Origin of the sequence: Fusobacterium ulcerans (assembly GCF_003019675.1) — a bacterium.
In the GTDB taxonomy this organism is placed as follows: domain Bacteria; phylum Fusobacteriota; class Fusobacteriia; order Fusobacteriales; family Fusobacteriaceae; genus Fusobacterium_A; species Fusobacterium_A ulcerans.
The window spans coordinates 3,299,428-3,315,528 of sequence record NZ_CP028105.1; the positions used below are offsets into that span (position 1 = coordinate 3,299,428).

15 protein-coding genes are annotated in these 16,101 nt (G+C 31.0%); 3 read left to right on the forward strand and 12 right to left on the reverse strand.

Annotated features, from left to right (window positions below):
- Positions 1-38: 38 nt before the first annotated feature.
- Genes C4N20_RS15285 through C4N20_RS15295 form a run of 3 tightly spaced genes read right to left on the reverse strand, consistent with a single transcriptional unit; the run spans position 39 to position 2,266 of the window.
- The gene (locus C4N20_RS15285) at positions 39-320 is read right to left on the reverse strand and encodes a hypothetical protein (RefSeq protein ID WP_005982332.1); all 282 of its coding nucleotides are present in this window, start codon (positions 318-320) and stop codon (positions 39-41) included.
- A complete protein-coding gene (locus C4N20_RS15290) occupies positions 313-1,548 on the reverse strand; it encodes a bifunctional folylpolyglutamate synthase/dihydrofolate synthase (protein ID WP_005982330.1) in 1,236 nt (411 codons plus the stop codon). The genes C4N20_RS15285 and C4N20_RS15290 overlap by 8 nt, the downstream gene beginning before the upstream one ends.
- 22 nt (positions 1,549-1,570) lie before the next feature.
- Positions 1,571-2,266, reverse strand: coding sequence for a 5'-methylthioadenosine/adenosylhomocysteine nucleosidase (locus C4N20_RS15295; RefSeq protein ID WP_005982329.1), 696 nt, complete (start codon positions 2,264-2,266; stop codon positions 1,571-1,573).
- A gap of 155 nt (positions 2,267-2,421) precedes the next feature.
- Here C4N20_RS15295 and C4N20_RS15300 point away from each other — a divergent pair, with 155 nt between their 5' ends.
- Positions 2,422-3,306, forward strand: a complete 885-nt coding sequence (locus C4N20_RS15300; protein WP_005982327.1) for a lysophospholipid acyltransferase family protein — start codon at positions 2,422-2,424, stop codon at positions 3,304-3,306.
- Between the two features lie 149 nt (positions 3,307-3,455).
- On the opposite strand, the gene C4N20_RS15305 is transcribed toward C4N20_RS15300, so the two are convergent.
- Positions 3,456-4,667 carry a M20 family metallo-hydrolase gene (locus C4N20_RS15305; RefSeq protein ID WP_005982325.1) on the reverse strand — a complete coding sequence of 404 codons (1,212 nt, stop codon included), beginning with the start codon at positions 4,665-4,667 and terminating at the stop codon, positions 3,456-3,458.
- Positions 4,668-4,731: 64 nt separating this feature from the next.
- Positions 4,732-6,534: a translation elongation factor 4 gene (gene lepA, locus C4N20_RS15310; RefSeq protein ID WP_005982323.1), complete on the reverse strand. Its 1,803-nt coding sequence runs from the start codon at positions 6,532-6,534 to the stop codon at positions 4,732-4,734.
- A gap of 125 nt (positions 6,535-6,659) precedes the next feature.
- On the opposite strand from lepA, the gene C4N20_RS15315 reads away from it, so the two are divergent.
- Together C4N20_RS15315 and C4N20_RS15320 are read left to right on the forward strand one after the other, a co-directional pair.
- Positions 6,660-7,328 carry a M48 family metallopeptidase gene (locus C4N20_RS15315; RefSeq protein ID WP_005982322.1) on the forward strand — a complete coding sequence of 223 codons (669 nt, stop codon included), beginning with the start codon at positions 6,660-6,662 and terminating at the stop codon, positions 7,326-7,328.
- A gap of 127 nt (positions 7,329-7,455) precedes the next feature.
- A complete protein-coding gene (locus C4N20_RS15320) occupies positions 7,456-10,812 on the forward strand; it encodes an acyl-[ACP]--phospholipid O-acyltransferase (RefSeq protein ID WP_005982320.1) in 3,357 nt (1,118 codons plus the stop codon).
- Positions 10,813-10,947: 135 nt separating this feature from the next.
- Here the strand turns inward: C4N20_RS15320 and dhaM are convergent, their stop codons facing one another.
- The 7 genes from dhaM to yqeB form a co-directional block, all read right to left on the reverse strand.
- Complete coding sequence (dhaM, locus tag C4N20_RS15325; protein WP_035959905.1) at positions 10,948-11,343, reverse strand: dihydroxyacetone kinase phosphoryl donor subunit DhaM; 396 nt, start codon at positions 11,341-11,343, stop codon at positions 10,948-10,950.
- A gap of 8 nt (positions 11,344-11,351) precedes the next feature.
- A complete protein-coding gene (gene dhaL, locus C4N20_RS15330) occupies positions 11,352-11,969 on the reverse strand; it encodes a dihydroxyacetone kinase subunit DhaL (protein ID WP_005982317.1) in 618 nt (205 codons plus the stop codon).
- Between the two features lie 12 nt (positions 11,970-11,981).
- Positions 11,982-12,977 (reverse strand): dihydroxyacetone kinase subunit DhaK, encoded by a 996-nt coding sequence (dhaK, locus tag C4N20_RS15335; protein WP_005982315.1) that lies wholly within the window; start codon positions 12,975-12,977, stop codon positions 11,982-11,984.
- 153 nt (positions 12,978-13,130) lie between these two features.
- Positions 13,131-13,898, reverse strand: coding sequence for a sulfite exporter TauE/SafE family protein (locus C4N20_RS15340; protein WP_005982314.1), 768 nt, complete (start codon positions 13,896-13,898; stop codon positions 13,131-13,133).
- A gap of 139 nt (positions 13,899-14,037) precedes the next feature.
- The gene (locus tag C4N20_RS15345; RefSeq protein ID WP_005982311.1) at positions 14,038-14,415 is read right to left on the reverse strand and encodes a RidA family protein; all 378 of its coding nucleotides are present in this window, start codon (positions 14,413-14,415) and stop codon (positions 14,038-14,040) included.
- 59 nt (positions 14,416-14,474) lie between these two features.
- Positions 14,475-15,242 carry an XdhC family protein gene (locus tag C4N20_RS15350; RefSeq protein WP_005982309.1) on the reverse strand — a complete coding sequence of 256 codons (768 nt, stop codon included), beginning with the start codon at positions 15,240-15,242 and terminating at the stop codon, positions 14,475-14,477.
- A 3-nt stretch (positions 15,243-15,245) separates the two neighbouring features.
- Positions 15,246-16,058 carry a selenium-dependent molybdenum cofactor biosynthesis protein YqeB gene (yqeB, locus tag C4N20_RS15355; protein WP_035959907.1) on the reverse strand — a complete coding sequence of 271 codons (813 nt, stop codon included), beginning with the start codon at positions 16,056-16,058 and terminating at the stop codon, positions 15,246-15,248.
- Between the last annotated feature and the right edge of the window lie 43 nt (positions 16,059-16,101).

Genomic DNA, 16,101 nt, shown 5'->3' on the forward strand with positions numbered 1-16,101 from the left:
TATCTCTTACAATAATACTTTCTTTATATTTTCTAACTCTATTCAAAGACTATTCCCCCTTGAAATTCTTCTGGTATTTCATTTTCAGGTACAGTTTTTTTTAGTTTGTCAAAATCTTTTTGATAATCTTTATCTAAATAGAAATTATCTTTTCTCAATAAAAAAGAATCTCTTACTTCCTTATTGATAATTTTCTGACTATATTCAATATTTTTCTTACTTCTCTTATATTCCTCATACATCTTGTGCTCATAAAATATAAAAGCTCCTAACAATGAAACCTTTATTAAAATTCCTAAAGTACTTCTTTTTCTACTCATTTATTTCCTCTTTAAATTTACTTAAAAGATAAAATGATCCACATATAAGAATTATTTTTTTATTCATAGCTAAAGCATTTTTATAAGCTTTCATCAAATCATTTTCTACACTGCATCCTTTTGTATCTGAAAGCTGATTATATATTTCATCTCCAGAAGTTCCTCTTGGATTCTCAGCAAGAGATGTTAATATCAAAGTAGAAGAAACACTTTTTAATATTTCCAGCATACTTTTTACATCTTTATCTTTCAATATAGATACTATAGCTGCTACCTCTTCTGGTTTATATCCTTTTTCAACCACTTTTTTCAGCTCCATCATTCCATCAGGATTATGAGCTCCATCTAATACTACAAGAGGATTAGTGCTGTATCTCTCAAATCTGCACTGCCATATTACTTTTTTACTGGCTTCTTTTATTATTTCTTTAGCTATTCCTAATTCCAACGCTGCTTCATAGGCACAAAGAAAATTTTTAAATTGATAATCTCCAAATAGAGAAAATTCAAAAATATCTTCATCTATTTTTATCTCTGTTATAAATCTTTCAAAGTCAAGTTTCTCTTCAGCATTTTTATATTTTTCTAAAACATTAATCACTTCTACTTTTTCTTCATTTATAGCTTTCAAAAATTCACTATCGCTGTCTGCCACTATTACTTTAGGACACTCTTTTATTATTCCTGCTTTTTCTCTGGCAATTTTATAGATAGTATCTCCTAAATATTCTGTATGGTCTAAAGTTACATTAGTTATTATACATAGCTCTGCTTTTGTAATATTAGTAGCGTCAAATCTTCCTCCCATACCAGTTTCAAGCACTACATAATCTACTTTTTTATCTTGAAAATATTTGAACATCATAGCAGTTGTCACTTCAAAAAATGTAGGTTTCACTCCTGCATTTTCTACAGCTTTCTTCACTTCTTCATAATAATGTGCTATATCTTCATCAGATATATCTTCTCTGTCTGCTCTTATTCTTTCATTAAATTTCAATATATGTGGAGAAGTATATTTTCCTACACTATAACCTGCTTCAAGCAGTATAGTTTCTAAAGTTGTAGCTGTTGACCCTTTTCCATTAGTTCCTGCTATATGAATTATTTTATAAGAATCCTGTGGATTTCCTAATTCTTCACATATTTTTTTTATATTTTCCAAGCCTAATTTTATTCCATGCATTGAGTATGAATAGAGTTCATCTAATAATTCATTTATATCCATTTTCATCTCTCCAATAACTTCATTAAAGTCTATTCAAAATACCTTCTATTATAGTTTTTGAATTTTTAGCTGCCAATTTTACAAATTCAGGGAAATCAACTTTTGCATCATGGTTAGCTTTGTCCGATATTGCTCTTATGATAAGAAAAGGCATATTGAAAACATGACATACATGAGCCACTGCTGCTCCTTCCATCTCTGTACAATCAGCTTTAAATGTATCTCTTAACCATTTAATTCTTTCTACTGATGCAACAAATTCGTCTCCGCTTACTATACGTCCTACACACACTTTAGATTTTCCAAATTCTTTTTCTGCTACATCACAAGCTATATCGATTAACTGCTGATCTGCTTTGAATATATAAGTATCCATTCTTGGTATTTGTCCAAGTTCATATCCAAAAGCTGTACTGTCAAAGTCATGCTCTATGAGATCATTCCCTATAACTATATCTCCTATGTTAATATCTGGATTTACTCCTCCTGCTACTCCTGTAAAAAGTACTTTGTCCACTTTGAAATGATTTATCATAAGTGTAGCACAAATAGCTGCATTTACTTTTCCTATTCCACCTTCAACTAATATTACATCTTTTCCTAAAAGTTTTCCATCAAAAAATTCAAGATTCCCCATATTTTCAGATTTTATGTCACTCATTACTGCTTTTAACTCTACTACTTCCTCATTCATTGCACCAATTATACCTATTTTCATTACTTCACCTCTATGATTTTAATTATTTTTTTATTTCTATTTTCTCTAAAATTATAACATATGAACTTATTCTAAGCAATTATAATACCAAATTTTGATTTTTTGTGTTATAATGTTTCTGCTAAAAGAACAATTTTTATATAGGAGATAACTTTATGATATATAGAATACAATATTGGATAATCATGTTTTTTAGATTTATTCTTCTTCTTTTCCCTGAAAATGCCAGATTTAAATTTGCAGAATTTTTAGGTTGGTTGGGATACCATGTAGTAAAAAAAAGAAGAGAAATCGCTCTTGCTAATCTTAAACTTGCTTTTCCAGAAAAAACTGAAAAAGAGAGAGAGAGAATTGCTCTTGAATCTTTTAAAATAATGCTGAAAGCTTTCTTATGTACTTTATGGTTTGGAAAATATCTTCATGATCCTGGCAGAGTAATTATAGAAAATGTAGAAATTCTGCACAAAGCTGCTGCTGAAAATAAAGGTGTTGTAGTTTCAACACTCCATCTTGGTAATATGGAAGCTACTGTAAAAGCTGGAGAGGGATATGATATTACTACTGTTGCTAAAAAACAGAGAAATCCATATCTTGATAAATTTATAACTGAAAGCAGAAAAAATGATCTGAATCTTACAATTCTAAAAAAGAGCAAAAGAACAAGCAGAGAACTTATAGAAAGACTTAATAATAAAGGAATTATCGCTTTATTTAGCGACCATAGAGATAAAGGAGCTACTGTTACTTTCTTTGGTGAAACCACTAAAGCACCTACTGGAGCAGTTTCTCTTGCACTGAAATATGATATTCCATTTGTCTGGGGATACAATGTTATGCATGAAGATAATTCTTCTACAGTAAAAGTTGTAGAGCAGGTAGAGTTTATTAAAACAGATAATTTTAAAGAAGATGTACAGGTAAATACACAGCTTCTCATAAGTAAAATGGAAGAAGTAATAAGAGAATATCCAGAACAATGGATGTGGTTCCATGATAGATGGAATTTATACAGCAAACTTCATAAAAAAAAGAAAAAATAAAAACTATAAAAAATACAGGTGACCTGCAAGGAGTGCAACAATTTTAATGTTGTAACTCAGTAATTACAGAAGTTAGAATTACTACTTCTTAAGATTACTGGAAATTTAATTCCGCTTTTTAGTCACCTGTATTTTTTATTTGCTAAATTCTAAAAATTATATATATAGTCCATAATTATATTTCCAGCTATATCTAAGTCTTTTTCTCTGACATCCTCCACTGCATTATGGCTTATTCCATCTACACATCTTACAAAAAGCATTCCCATTTCAGCAATATTTGCCATCTCCTGAGCATCATGCCCTGCACCGCTTGGAAGTTTAAAAACAGGAATATTCTGTCTTATAAAACTTTTCTCCAAAGCTTCCATCACTGATGGACTGCAAGCTGTTTCCATTATTTTATTTGTCATTTCAATAGAGTATGACATTCCTCTTCTTTCAACTGTTTCTTTTATAATATTTTCTATTTTTTCCATAGTATCTACTAAAATAGTGTTTTTCATAGCTCTTATATCAATAGTAAATTCTGCTTCTCCTGGTATTACATTTACTGCTCCTGGGAGAACAGATACTTTCCCAAATGTTAACACCATCTCTCCAAGCTCTTCTGCAAGTTTTGTACTTTTATATATTATTTCAGCCATTGCAGTTCCAGCATCTTTTCTCATTTTCATGGGTATAGTACCAGAATGTCCTGCCTGTCCCTTTATATTTACAAGATATCTGTTGCATGATTGAATAGCAGTTACTATCCCTACTACAAGATTTTCAAATTCAAGTACTGGCCCCTGCTCTATATGAATCTCTAAAAAAGTGTCTATCTCTTCTTTTTTCATTTTACATTCATCCATTTTTTCAGGATCAAAACCACATTCCTTCATAGCATCTCTAAGTTTTTTACCTCTGTATTCCAATTCTAAAAGATATTCTTTAAAAGTCCCAGCCACTGCTTTACTTGTTAAACAGGCTGCTCCATATGTAGTTCCTTCTTCATATGCAAATGATATTATTTTTACATTACAGTTTAATTCTCCATGTTCTTTAAGAAGATTTTTTATACATACTATTGGAAGTATTACCCCTAATATTCCATCAAATTTTCCACCATCTTCTACACTATCCTGATGTGATCCCAACACAAGAGTTTTTGCCTTTGGATTTTGGCTTTTATATTCTCCAATAAGATTTCCTACTCCATCTATTTTAGTTGCAAGCCCTGCTTCTTTCATCCAACCTTCTATAATATCTCTAGCCTCTAAATATTCTTTTGTTAAATACAATCTTGTTACCCCTTTAGAAGGCTCACTTATCTTGCTCAATTCATTTAATTTATCCAGTATTTCTTTTCCTGTATTCAAAGTATTCTCCCCCTTTATTTCAAAAAAGAGCCCAGCTGATGCCAGACTCTTTTTATTCAATTAATTAATCATTTAATTTAAGAACTGAAACGAATGCTTCCTGAGGAATTTCAACATTTCCTATACTCTTCATTCTTTTCTTTCCTTCTTTTTGCTTTTCAAGAAGTTTTTTCTTTCTTGTGATATCTCCACCATAACATTTAGCTATAACGTTCTTTCTAAAAGCTTTTATAGTTTCTCTTGCTATAACTTTTGATCCCAATGCTGCCTGGATAGGTATTTCAAACTGCTGTCTTGGAATAACTTCTCTAAGCTTTTCACAGATAGCTCTACCTCTTGAATAAGCTCCATCTCTGTGTGCTATAAATGAGAAGGCATCCACTGGTTTTCCAGATACAAGTATATCAACTTTTACAAGATCAGATTCCTTATATCCTACAAGTTCATATTCAAATGAAGCATAACCTTTAGTTCTTGATTTCAATTTATCATAGAAGTCAATTACAATTTCAGCAAGTGGCAATTCATAAGTAAGAAGCGATCTAGTATCATCTATAAAGTCCATTCCTATAAATATACCCCTCTTCTCCTGACAAAGCTCCATTACATTTCCCACATATTCTTTTGGTACTATTACTTTTCCTCTTATGAAAGGCTCTTCTACAGATAGTCTTCCTTTTCCAGGATCTGGAAATTCACAAGGGTTGTCTATAACAAGAACATTTCCCTTATCCATATTTACTTTATATTCAACTGATGGAGTAGTCGAGATAAGATCTATATCATACTCTCTTCTCAATCTTTCAACAATTATTTCCATATGTAAAAGACCAAGGAATCCACATCTAAATCCAAACCCCAGTGCTAATGAAGTTTCTGGTACATATGTAAGAGAAGCATCATTTAGTTGCAATTTCTCAAGAGCATCTCTCAAATCTTCATAATCATCTGTAAATAATGGATAAATCCCAGCAAAAACCATTGACTGAGCTGGTTTAAATCCTTCAAGTGGGAACATACAAGGCTCTTTAGCATTAGTTACAGTATCCCCTACTCTTGTATCATGAATAGTTTTTACCCCTGTAATAATATATCCAACTGACCCTGAAGTAAGTCCATCTTTTGGTTTCATAGTTGGTGAAAATACTCCAACTTCTAATACATCAAATTCTTTTTCTGTAGACCAGATTTTTATCTTGTCACCTTTTTTGATAGATCCATCTAAAACTTTTACATATGTAATAACTCCTCTATAATCATCAAATTTAGAGTCAAAAATCAAAGCTTTCAATGGAGCTTCTTCATCATATGCTGGAGCTGGTACTTTAGCTACTATTGCTTCAAGTAAGTCATCTATTCCTATTCCAGTTTTTCCAGAACACATTACAGCGTCATCAGCTGGAAGACCTATTATATCTTCTATTTCATGTTTTACTTTTTCTGGATCAGCTGCTGGAAGGTCAATCTTATTAATTACAGGTACTACTTCCAGATTATTTTCTATAGCCAAGTATACATTGGCAAGTGTCTGTGCTTCTACTCCTTGAGCTGCGTCTACTACCAGAAGAGCTCCTTCACAAGCTGCCAGTGATCTAGATACCTCATAAATAAAGTCCACATGTCCCGGAGTATCTATAAGGTTTAATTCATATTCTATTCCATCTTTTGCTTTATAGTATAAAGTAACTGCTTGAGCTTTTATTGTTATTCCCTTTTCTCTTTCCAAATCCATAGAGTCAAGAAGCTGCTCTTTCATTTCTCTTTTAGTTACAGTTCCTGTAAACTCTAACAATCTATCTGCTATTGTTGATTTACCATGATCTATATGAGCAATTATCGAAAAGTTTCTCTTATGCTTTTGCAACATAAATTTCCTCCTAATTATTTTATCGCTTACACAACATTATAAAAGATTATCCAAAAAAAATCAACTAAAAACGAAGCCTCTTATATGGTATAATTAATGAAAACCTATTTTTAGAAAGGAATTTTATGGATTTTAAAGTAACTGTAACAAGAAAAAAGATAAAAAATATAATAATAAAAATAAATTCAAATGGTGAAGTATTGGTATCTGCACCTAAAAGAGTGCCTCAAAAATATATAGAACAGCTCATTATGCAGAAAGAAAAATGGATAATTGAAAAAATTAATTCTATCAGCCAATATTATTCTAATAGAAGACCTATTTCTTATGTAAATGGTGATGAAATTTTCTATCTTGGAAAAAAATATATTTTAGAAATTATTCCTGCTGAGAAAAATTTTGTAGAACAGGATGAGGAAAAAATATATATTTATTGTAAAAAATCTGAATCAGCAGATGAAAAAAAGAAAGTTCTTGAGAAATGGTTTAGGGAAAAAATCTCTTCCATTTTAGAAAAACTTACTGTAGAAACAGGAGAAAAAGTTGGATATCTTCCTAAAGAAATAAAAGTAAGAAGCATGAAAAGCAGATGGGGTTCTTGTAATACTACAAGAAAAATAATTACATACAATCTCCATCTTATAGAAAAGCCTCTTTCAGCTATTGAATATGTAGTTCTACATGAACTTTCACATCTTCCATACCCTCATCATCAAAAAGAGTTTTGGAATTTTGTAGAGAAATATATGCCTGACTGGAAATTAAGAAAAAAGATTCTAAATAATAAGGCGTAATACTTATAAAAGAATACTTTGAAAAAAAGAAAAAATAATGTATACTTAAATAGATATCTATACAGCTTTGCTTTATAAATATTATAATTTCTAATTTTAAAGATAAATTATAACATTCGGAGGATATATGCTATTAAAAAATAAAAGATTTTTACCTTTATTTATAACCCAATTTTTTGGAGCTTTCAATGACAATATGCTGAAAACAGCTATTATGGCTTTTATTACTTATAATCTTACATTAAATAGAGATCATGAAGGAATGCTGCTGAATTTTATTTCTATTCTCTTTATTCTTCCTTTTTTCTTTTTATCTGCCACTGCTGGACAGTTAGCTGATAAATATCATAGAGATAAAATTGCTAAAATTTTAAAATGTGCAGAATTTATACTGATGGTCCTTACTGCTATTGCAGTTTTCTTTAAGTTTTATTCTGGACTTATCATTATATTATTTTTTATGAGCATACAGTCTGCTTTCTTTGGTCCTGTTAAATATTCTATTATTCCTCAGCATCTTGAAGAGTGCGAATTAATAGAAGGAAATGCCATAATAGATGGAGCTACATATTTTTCAATATTACTTGGAACTATTTTAGGAGCTCATATTACTTCCCCAGAGATAACTGTTGGAATACTTGTATTTTGCTCTCTTCTTGGTATGCTCAGCAGTTTTAAGATTCCCTCTGCTCCAGCTCCAAGACCTGATTTAACTATGAGCTTTAATATTTTTAAAACTATAAAATTAACATTAAAGAAAATATCTGAAATAAGAAGTATATACATAACTATTTTAGGACTTTCATGGTTCTGGGCACTTGGTGCAGTTATCCTTACACAGCTCTATCCTATGTGCAGTGATCTGTTAGGGCTTTCAAGAAATGCTGTTGCTGTATTTATGTTTATTTTTTCATTAGGTATGGCTGCTGGGACATTTATTTGTACAAAAGTAATGAGAGGAATTGTTCATCCTACATTTGTTCCCCTTAGTTCTATTGGAATAGGAATTGCCACTTTTTTCCTTTATCTCTTTACTAAGGACTATATCACTCCTGAAAGTCAAATTAGGACAGTTGCATTTTTTAAATCTTTACCTGGAATAAAATTATCTTTTGTTCTATTTTTCCTTGCCTTTTTTGGTGGTATGTATATAGTTCCTTTAAATGCTTTTTTACAAAATAAAGCACCAAAAAAATATCTGGCTACTATCATAGCTGGAAACAATATAATGAATGCTGTTGGAATAGTAATTTTCTCTGCTGTTGTTCTTGGACTGTTTAAAATAGGATTTATTTTATCAGATATATTTTTCCTTATATCAATTATATGTTTATGTGTTTCTCTATACATACTTACTATTATTCCTGACGCTCTTCCAAGATCTATGGCACAAAGCATTCTCTCTCTTATATTTAAGATGGAGGTTACTGGTCTGGAAAACTATGAAAAAGCTGGAAAAAGAGTTCTTATAATAGCAAATCACACTTCTTTGCTGGATGGATTGCTTGTTGCTTCTTTCATGCCGGAAAAATTGATATTTGCAATTAATACAACAATTGTTAAAAAATGGTGGATCAGAATATTTAAGCCAGTAGTAAAGCTTTATCCTATTGATCCTACAAACCCTTTAGCATTAAAAAATCTTATTAATGAATTAAAAAATAATGAAAAATGTATCATATTCCCAGAGGGCAGAATAACTGTAACAGGTTCTCTGATGAAAGTATATGAAGGAGCTGGAGTAGTGGCTTTAAAAGCCAATGCCAACATTCTCCCAATCAGAATAGATGGTGCTCAGTATTCAAAGTTTTCATATTTAAAAACTAAATTTAAAACTAAGTTTTTCCCTAGAATAAAAATTACAATACTTCCTCCTACTAAGATAAAATTATCTGAAGAAGATAAAGGAAGTGCAAAAAGAGAAAAAATAGGAGATCAGCTTTATGAAATTATGACTTCTATGATTTTTAAATCTTCTCCTGTAAAAGAAAATATTTTCAAATCATTGCTGAATGCAGTTAAAATACATGGTAAAAAACATATGATTGCAGAAGATATTTCCAGACAGCCTATGAGTTATAAAAATTTCATATTAAAATCATATGTTATTGGAGAAGCTGTAAAAAGGAATTTTAAAGAAAAAAATATTGGTTTGATTCTTCCAAATTCTGTAATAAATGCTCTGGTATTCTTTGGACTGCAATGTGCTGCCAAGATTCCTGCTATGATTAATTTTACTCAGGGAAAAAGTCAAATATTATCATGTATAAAAACTGCTGAAATATCAACAGTTCTTACAGCTAAAAGAATGATAGAGATGCTCCAATTAGAAGATCTTATTGATACTTTAGAGAAAAATGGGGTAAAAATTATCTATCTTGAGGAATTTCAGTCAAAGATAAATATAGCTACAAAATTATCTGGTTTCTTTAATTATCTTTTAAAGAAAGTTCCTCAAACTAGCTCTAATGACCCTTGTACTATTCTTTTTACATCAGGATCAGAAGGAGTTCCAAAAGCTGTACTTTTAAGCCATGAAAATTTACAGGCTAACAGATTCCAAATGAGTTCATTATTCTCATTTACAAGTCAGGATATTATGTTTAATGCTCTTCCTATGTTCCATTCATTTGGACTTGGAGTTGGAACTATCCTGCCATTGCTTTCAGGGATAAAGGTATTTTTCTATCCTTCTCCTGTACATTACAAAATAGTTCCAGAATTAGTCTATGATTCCAATGCTACAATTTTATGCGGAACAGATACATTCTTCAATGGATATGCTAAACAAGCTAATCCTTATGACTTCTATAATATAAAATATGCTATGGTAGGAGCAGAGAAATTAAAAGATTCTACTTACTATCAATGGATGGAAAGATTTGGTGTAAGAGTTTTAGAAGGATATGGAGTAACAGAAGCCAGTCCTGTTATCGCCGTAAATACTCCTATGTATCAAAAAAGAGGCAGTGTAGGAAGACTTTTACCTGATATAGAATATAAGCTGGAAGCTATTCCGGGAATAGAAAAAGGTGGAAGACTATGGATAAAAGGAAAAAATATCATGCTTGGTTACTTGAAAGATGGAAAAATAGTTCAGCCAGAAGGTGGATGGTATGATACTGGAGATATTGTAGATATTGATGAAAATAAATTTGTTACTATTTTGGGAAGAGCTAAAAGATTTGCTAAAATAGCTGGAGAGATGGTCTCTCTTACTGCTGTAGAAGATATAATAAATGGATATATCAAAGATTTTCCTAGTGCTGTTACTGCTATTCCTGATGAAAAGAAAGGGGAACAATTAGTTTTAGTCACAGAAAAAAATGATATTAACTCAAAAGAAATGTTAAACTATTTTAAAGAAAAACTTTACAGCGAATTATGGGTTCCTAAAAAAATTGTTACAGTAGATAAGCTGCCTTTACTCGGTACTGGAAAAGTAGATTATGTGAAAGTTAAAGAAATAGCTGAAAGTAAATAATTAAAATTTATAAAGCAAAATAAAAATCTCTTTTAGAAATCGAATTAATTCTAAGAGAGATTTTTTATTTTAATATAGTTATTTATATAAAATCATAAATTTTAAAAATATGAATTAATGAAAGTATGAAAAAATTTAAACTTTATTAAAATTCTTTAAGTCTTTTAGTTCTTCTAATATTTCTTCTAAAGAAGTTTTCCCATCATTTATAGCCATTGCTATAAGAGTCCCCTCTACTATAGGGGCATCAGCTATTTTTATTTTAGCTCTGTCATATTCTGCATCCAAAAATTCCATAGCCATTTCACTATTCAAAATTGAACTCCCTATATCACCAAATATTAGAACTCCATCTTCTGAATAGGCATTTTCAATAGCTTCTTTTATAATCATAGGGTCTGATCCTAAATGATCTCCTGTTGTTCCACTTCCATTTATAACAGGAAAATCATATTTTTTCATTTCATTGCATAATTCAATTATTTCATGAGCAAGTTTTTTACTATGAGATACAATTACCATTCCTACCACAATAATCACTATCCTTTCAATTCATCATTTATAGTTTTTATAATTAAATATGATGAGACAGCTCCTGGATCAAGATGTCCTATACTTCTTTCTCCAAGATAGCTTGCTCTTCCTTTAGTAGCAGCTATATCTTTTGTAGATTCCATTCCAGATTTTGCTTTAAGCTCTGCAAATTCAAAACATTCTTTGACATTTGCTCCAGCATCAGCTTTTATTTTAAAAGCTTCATAAGCAGGAATTTGAGTATCAAGCATAGTCTTTTCTCCCAATACAGCCTTTCCTCTCATTTCTATTCCCTTTATCATTTCACTCCATGTTTCAGCTATTACTTCTGGAGTCATTTCTTCTTTAGTTTTAATATAAGCTGCTCCTTTCATTAAAGCGGTTCCATATAGTGCTCCTGATGCTCCTCCCACATTAGATACCAGTAGCATTGCCATTTTATTCAATATTTCAAAAGGCTTTAGAGTTTCCATAGTTGGAAGTTCTTTTTCTACCTTTTCAAATCCTCTGGCAAGATTTACACCATGATCCCCATCACCTATTTCTCTATCCAGCTCTGTAAGGTAATCTTTATTTTCAATTATTTTTTCACTTACTTTTTTTATTATTTTTAATAGTTCCATATTTTCCATCTCCTAAAATCTTTTAAATGCTGGAGTATCAGCTTTAGCTTTTAAAAGTTCTTTCATTTCATTATCTAATTTTGTTAAAGTGATTGAAAAGCCACCCATATCTAAAGATGTCATATAGTTCCCAACAATTGTATCAACTGCTTTAATGTTTTTTTCTTCTAATACTTGAGCTACTCTGTTGTTAATTATAAAAAGTTCCATTAAAGTAGTTTCTCCAAGTCCATTTATTAATACTGCAACTTCATCATTTTCTTTTAAATCAGATTCCTTAAATATTTTCTCTAAAATATGATCTACATGAACATCTGCTGGCTGAATTTTTTCTCTGTGTGTTCCTGGCTCTCCATGAATTCCAAGTCCAATTTCTACCTCATCATCTGCTAATTCAAAGCTTAATTTTCCAGTAGTTGGCACCATGCATGGTTCTAATGCCATTCCCAATGTTTTCGTTCTTCCAATAACCTTGTTCCCTAAAGCTTCCAGCTCTCCCAGAGAATATCCTTTTTCTGCTGCTGCTCCAACCATTTTATGTACTAAAACTGTTCCTGCTATTCCTCTTCTTCCCACAGTATATGTACTATTTTCTACAGCGATATCATCATCAACTACTATTTTTTTTACTTCTATTTCTTCCATTGCAGCCATTTCAGCTGCCATTTCAAAATTCATTACATCTCCACTATAGTTTTTTATTATCAACAAAACTCCAGCTCCACTATTTACAGCTTTTATTGCTTCATAAACTTTGTCAGCACTAGGTGATGTAAATACTTCTCCAGCTACTGCTCCATCCAACATTCCATAACCAACAAATCCAGCATGTGAAGGCTCGTGTCCGCTTCCTCCTCCACTAATTAAAGCTGTTTTTCCCACTTTCTTATCTTTTCTCACTATTACTGGTAAATCTTCTACTCTTTCCAGATATTCTGGATAAGCTTTAAGCATTCCACTAACCATTTCTTCTACAATGTTCTCTGGTTTGTTAATCATTTTTTTCATAAAATTTACCTCCTGAATTTTTATTAAAAAAAGCTCAAAATAATTCCCTCATATTTCTATAAGAAAATTACCCTAAGCCTCTCCATTCACATAGCTTTATTCATTTATTAAATTTTAATCTATTTTGAAATCTTTGTCAACGTATTTAATATTTTAAAACATTTCTTTTAACATTTTTAAAGCAGTCACTGTAGTCACAGTAAGGAACACTGGCTTTATAAATCTGCTTCCTTTACTTATAGCACACCTTGAACCACATTGAGCTCCTAAAAGCATTATTATTGAAATTGGTATCCCATAAAGAAAATATACTTTCCCACTGATTCCAAATACTAAAAGGCTTGTAAAATTTCCTATTAAATTTAAAATTTTAGAGTCTCCGTTAGCTTCTACAAAATCATATCCAAATATTTTCATCATAAAAAAAACTAAAAATGACCCTGTCCCTGGACCTAAAAACCCATTGTAGAATCCTATGACAAAAGCCATTATCATTCCCTTTGTAACATTTGATTTAGTCAGACCTGTGAATGTACTTTCATGACCCATTTTTTTATTAGTCAATGTATAGGCAAGTACCACTATTAAAGCTGTAAATACTATATAATTAATATATTGAGGTTTTGTTCCAATTATAATTTTTACTCCAATAAATGCTCCTACAAAAGAAAATGGAGCCAATTTTTTCATAAGATTCCAATTGACTTTTCCTGACCTTGCATAGTTCACACTGCTTCCTACCCCAGAAAAAAATCCAGATAACTTATTTGTTCCTAAAGCAATATGAGGCGGCAATCCTGATGCTAAGTAAGCTGGCAGTGAAATCAAGCCCCCTCCTCCTGCTACCGAATCAATAAATGCTCCTACAAAACATAAGCAGGCTAAAATAATAAATTGACTGGTTAAAAGCTCTTTTAACATTAAAAATCTCCCCCTTTATTGTATACACTTCATTTTAACACATTTGTATTTTTTATTCTACATAAAACCAAGATTTTTAGACATAAAAAAATGGAGGAAATCCAACTGTTGAATCTCTCCCCATTTTAATTATGTATTACTATTTTACAGCAATAACTTCTATTTCAACTTTTACATCTTTTGGAAGTCTAGCAACTTCTACACATGCTCTTGCAGGTTTTACATCTCCAAGATATTCAGCATAAACTTCGTTTACAGCTGCGAAATCGTTCATATCTTTAATGAACACTCCAGCTCTTACTACATCTTTAAAAGTATATCCAGCAGCTTCAAGTATAGCTTTGATATTTTCTAGAGATTGTTTAGTTTGAGCTTTTACGCAGTCAGAAACTACAGTCATTGTTTCAGGAACAAATGGAATTTGTCCAGATACATAAAGAGTTCCATTAACTTCAATAGCTTGTGAGTATGGTCCTAAAGCAGCAGGTGCTTTTTCAGTGTGAATTATTTTTTTCATTGGTTTTTCCTCCTAAATATTTTTTATTTTAATATGATGACATATTAATGCCCTTTAATTTAAAAAAGTGACCTATGTACTAATTCTCCTCCATTTTTTACCTGCAATATCTCAGCAAGTATCTCAATTGCAATCTCTTCTGGTGTTCCGTTAGAGATTTTTAGTCCTATAGGCGCATATATATTATCTCTGATTTTAGAATTTTTTTCAAGGTTTTCTTTTAAATTTGTTATTTTTCTTTTACTCCCTATTATTCCTATATATTTAGCTCCTCTATTTTTTACTAAATCAAGCACTTTTTCATCAAGTACATGACCTCTTGTAGCTATAACTATATAAGTATTTTCAGTTATTTCTTCATTTGTAAGTATCTCATCAAAATTCCCTAAAGTAAGTTCAGGTACATCTATTTTCAGTTCTTCTCTGTCATCTATTATTTTTATATCAAATTCAAGATTTTTACCTATATTAAAAAGTTTTTGACCAATATGACCTGCCCCGCATATCAATAGTTTAGGAGAAGGGGAAAAAATTTTTATAAATCCTTTCATACTTCCACCACAATTCATACGAAGCTCATCATCAGTTGTCAGATTATATGAAAATTCTTGACTTTCTCCACTCTTCATAAGCTCTCTAGCTGTTTGAATAACTTTATATTCTATACTTCCTCCACCTATAGTCCCTATGATATCCTCTTCAAATACCCCCATTATAGCTCCTGATTTACGAGGAGTCGAACCAATAGCTTCTGTTATCATAACCAATGCTGCTTTTTTCCCCTGAGATGTTCTTTTAGATATTTCATTTAATATTTTATCTTCCATATATTATACTCCCTTTATCTTTCTTAAATAAAGAACAGCTTCTAATACAGCTCCACCTATATTTCTGGCTTTATCCGAAATTGTAAAACAATTTTCTTTTTCCTCTATTCTTGGATCTACATCTGCTATTTTCAAACCTTCTGTTACTTTATATCCATCTCTTATTATTCCTCTTAAAACTCCTGAAATTGGAGAATAAATATAATTTTCCTCTACTACAGCAATTATATCCCCTTTTTCTACAACACTTCCAATTTTTTCTATATTTTTGATGTAGCCATTAAATTCGCTGTAGATTACTCTTTCTTTTCCTATTCCAGCTATTATTCCAGGAATTCCAGTATTGGCACTTGCTGTTCCTTCCATAATAAGCCTCCCCAAATTATGCCCTCTCATAGTCTCTATAACTACATCTACATCTTCTGGAGCAGAGAATCCCGGTCCTAAAGCTACAGTTATTGGTGCCATACTTCTTTTAGTTCCAAAATTTTTCTTGGCAAGTATTCCATCAACAACTGCTATTGGTTTAAATATTTCTATACTTTTCCCTCTTGAATCAATCATTACTGGAATTATATCTTTTTCCCAGCAATTTCTTACCTCTTCCTCTGTTGCTGCACACTGAGCTCTTATACCTTCTATTTCAATATTTTTTTCATAAACAGCTTCACAAAAAGCTACTTTCCTTCTGATTGCTGATGGTTTTTCTATTTCTAAGACAAGAACTCTGAATCCGCTTCTGTGAAGTTTTTGGATAGCTCCACTGGCTATATCTCCTCCACCTCTTACTACAATGATGTCATTTACTTTTTCCATAGTCATTCTCTTCCTTATATTTTTTAAATTCTTTTATTTAAAG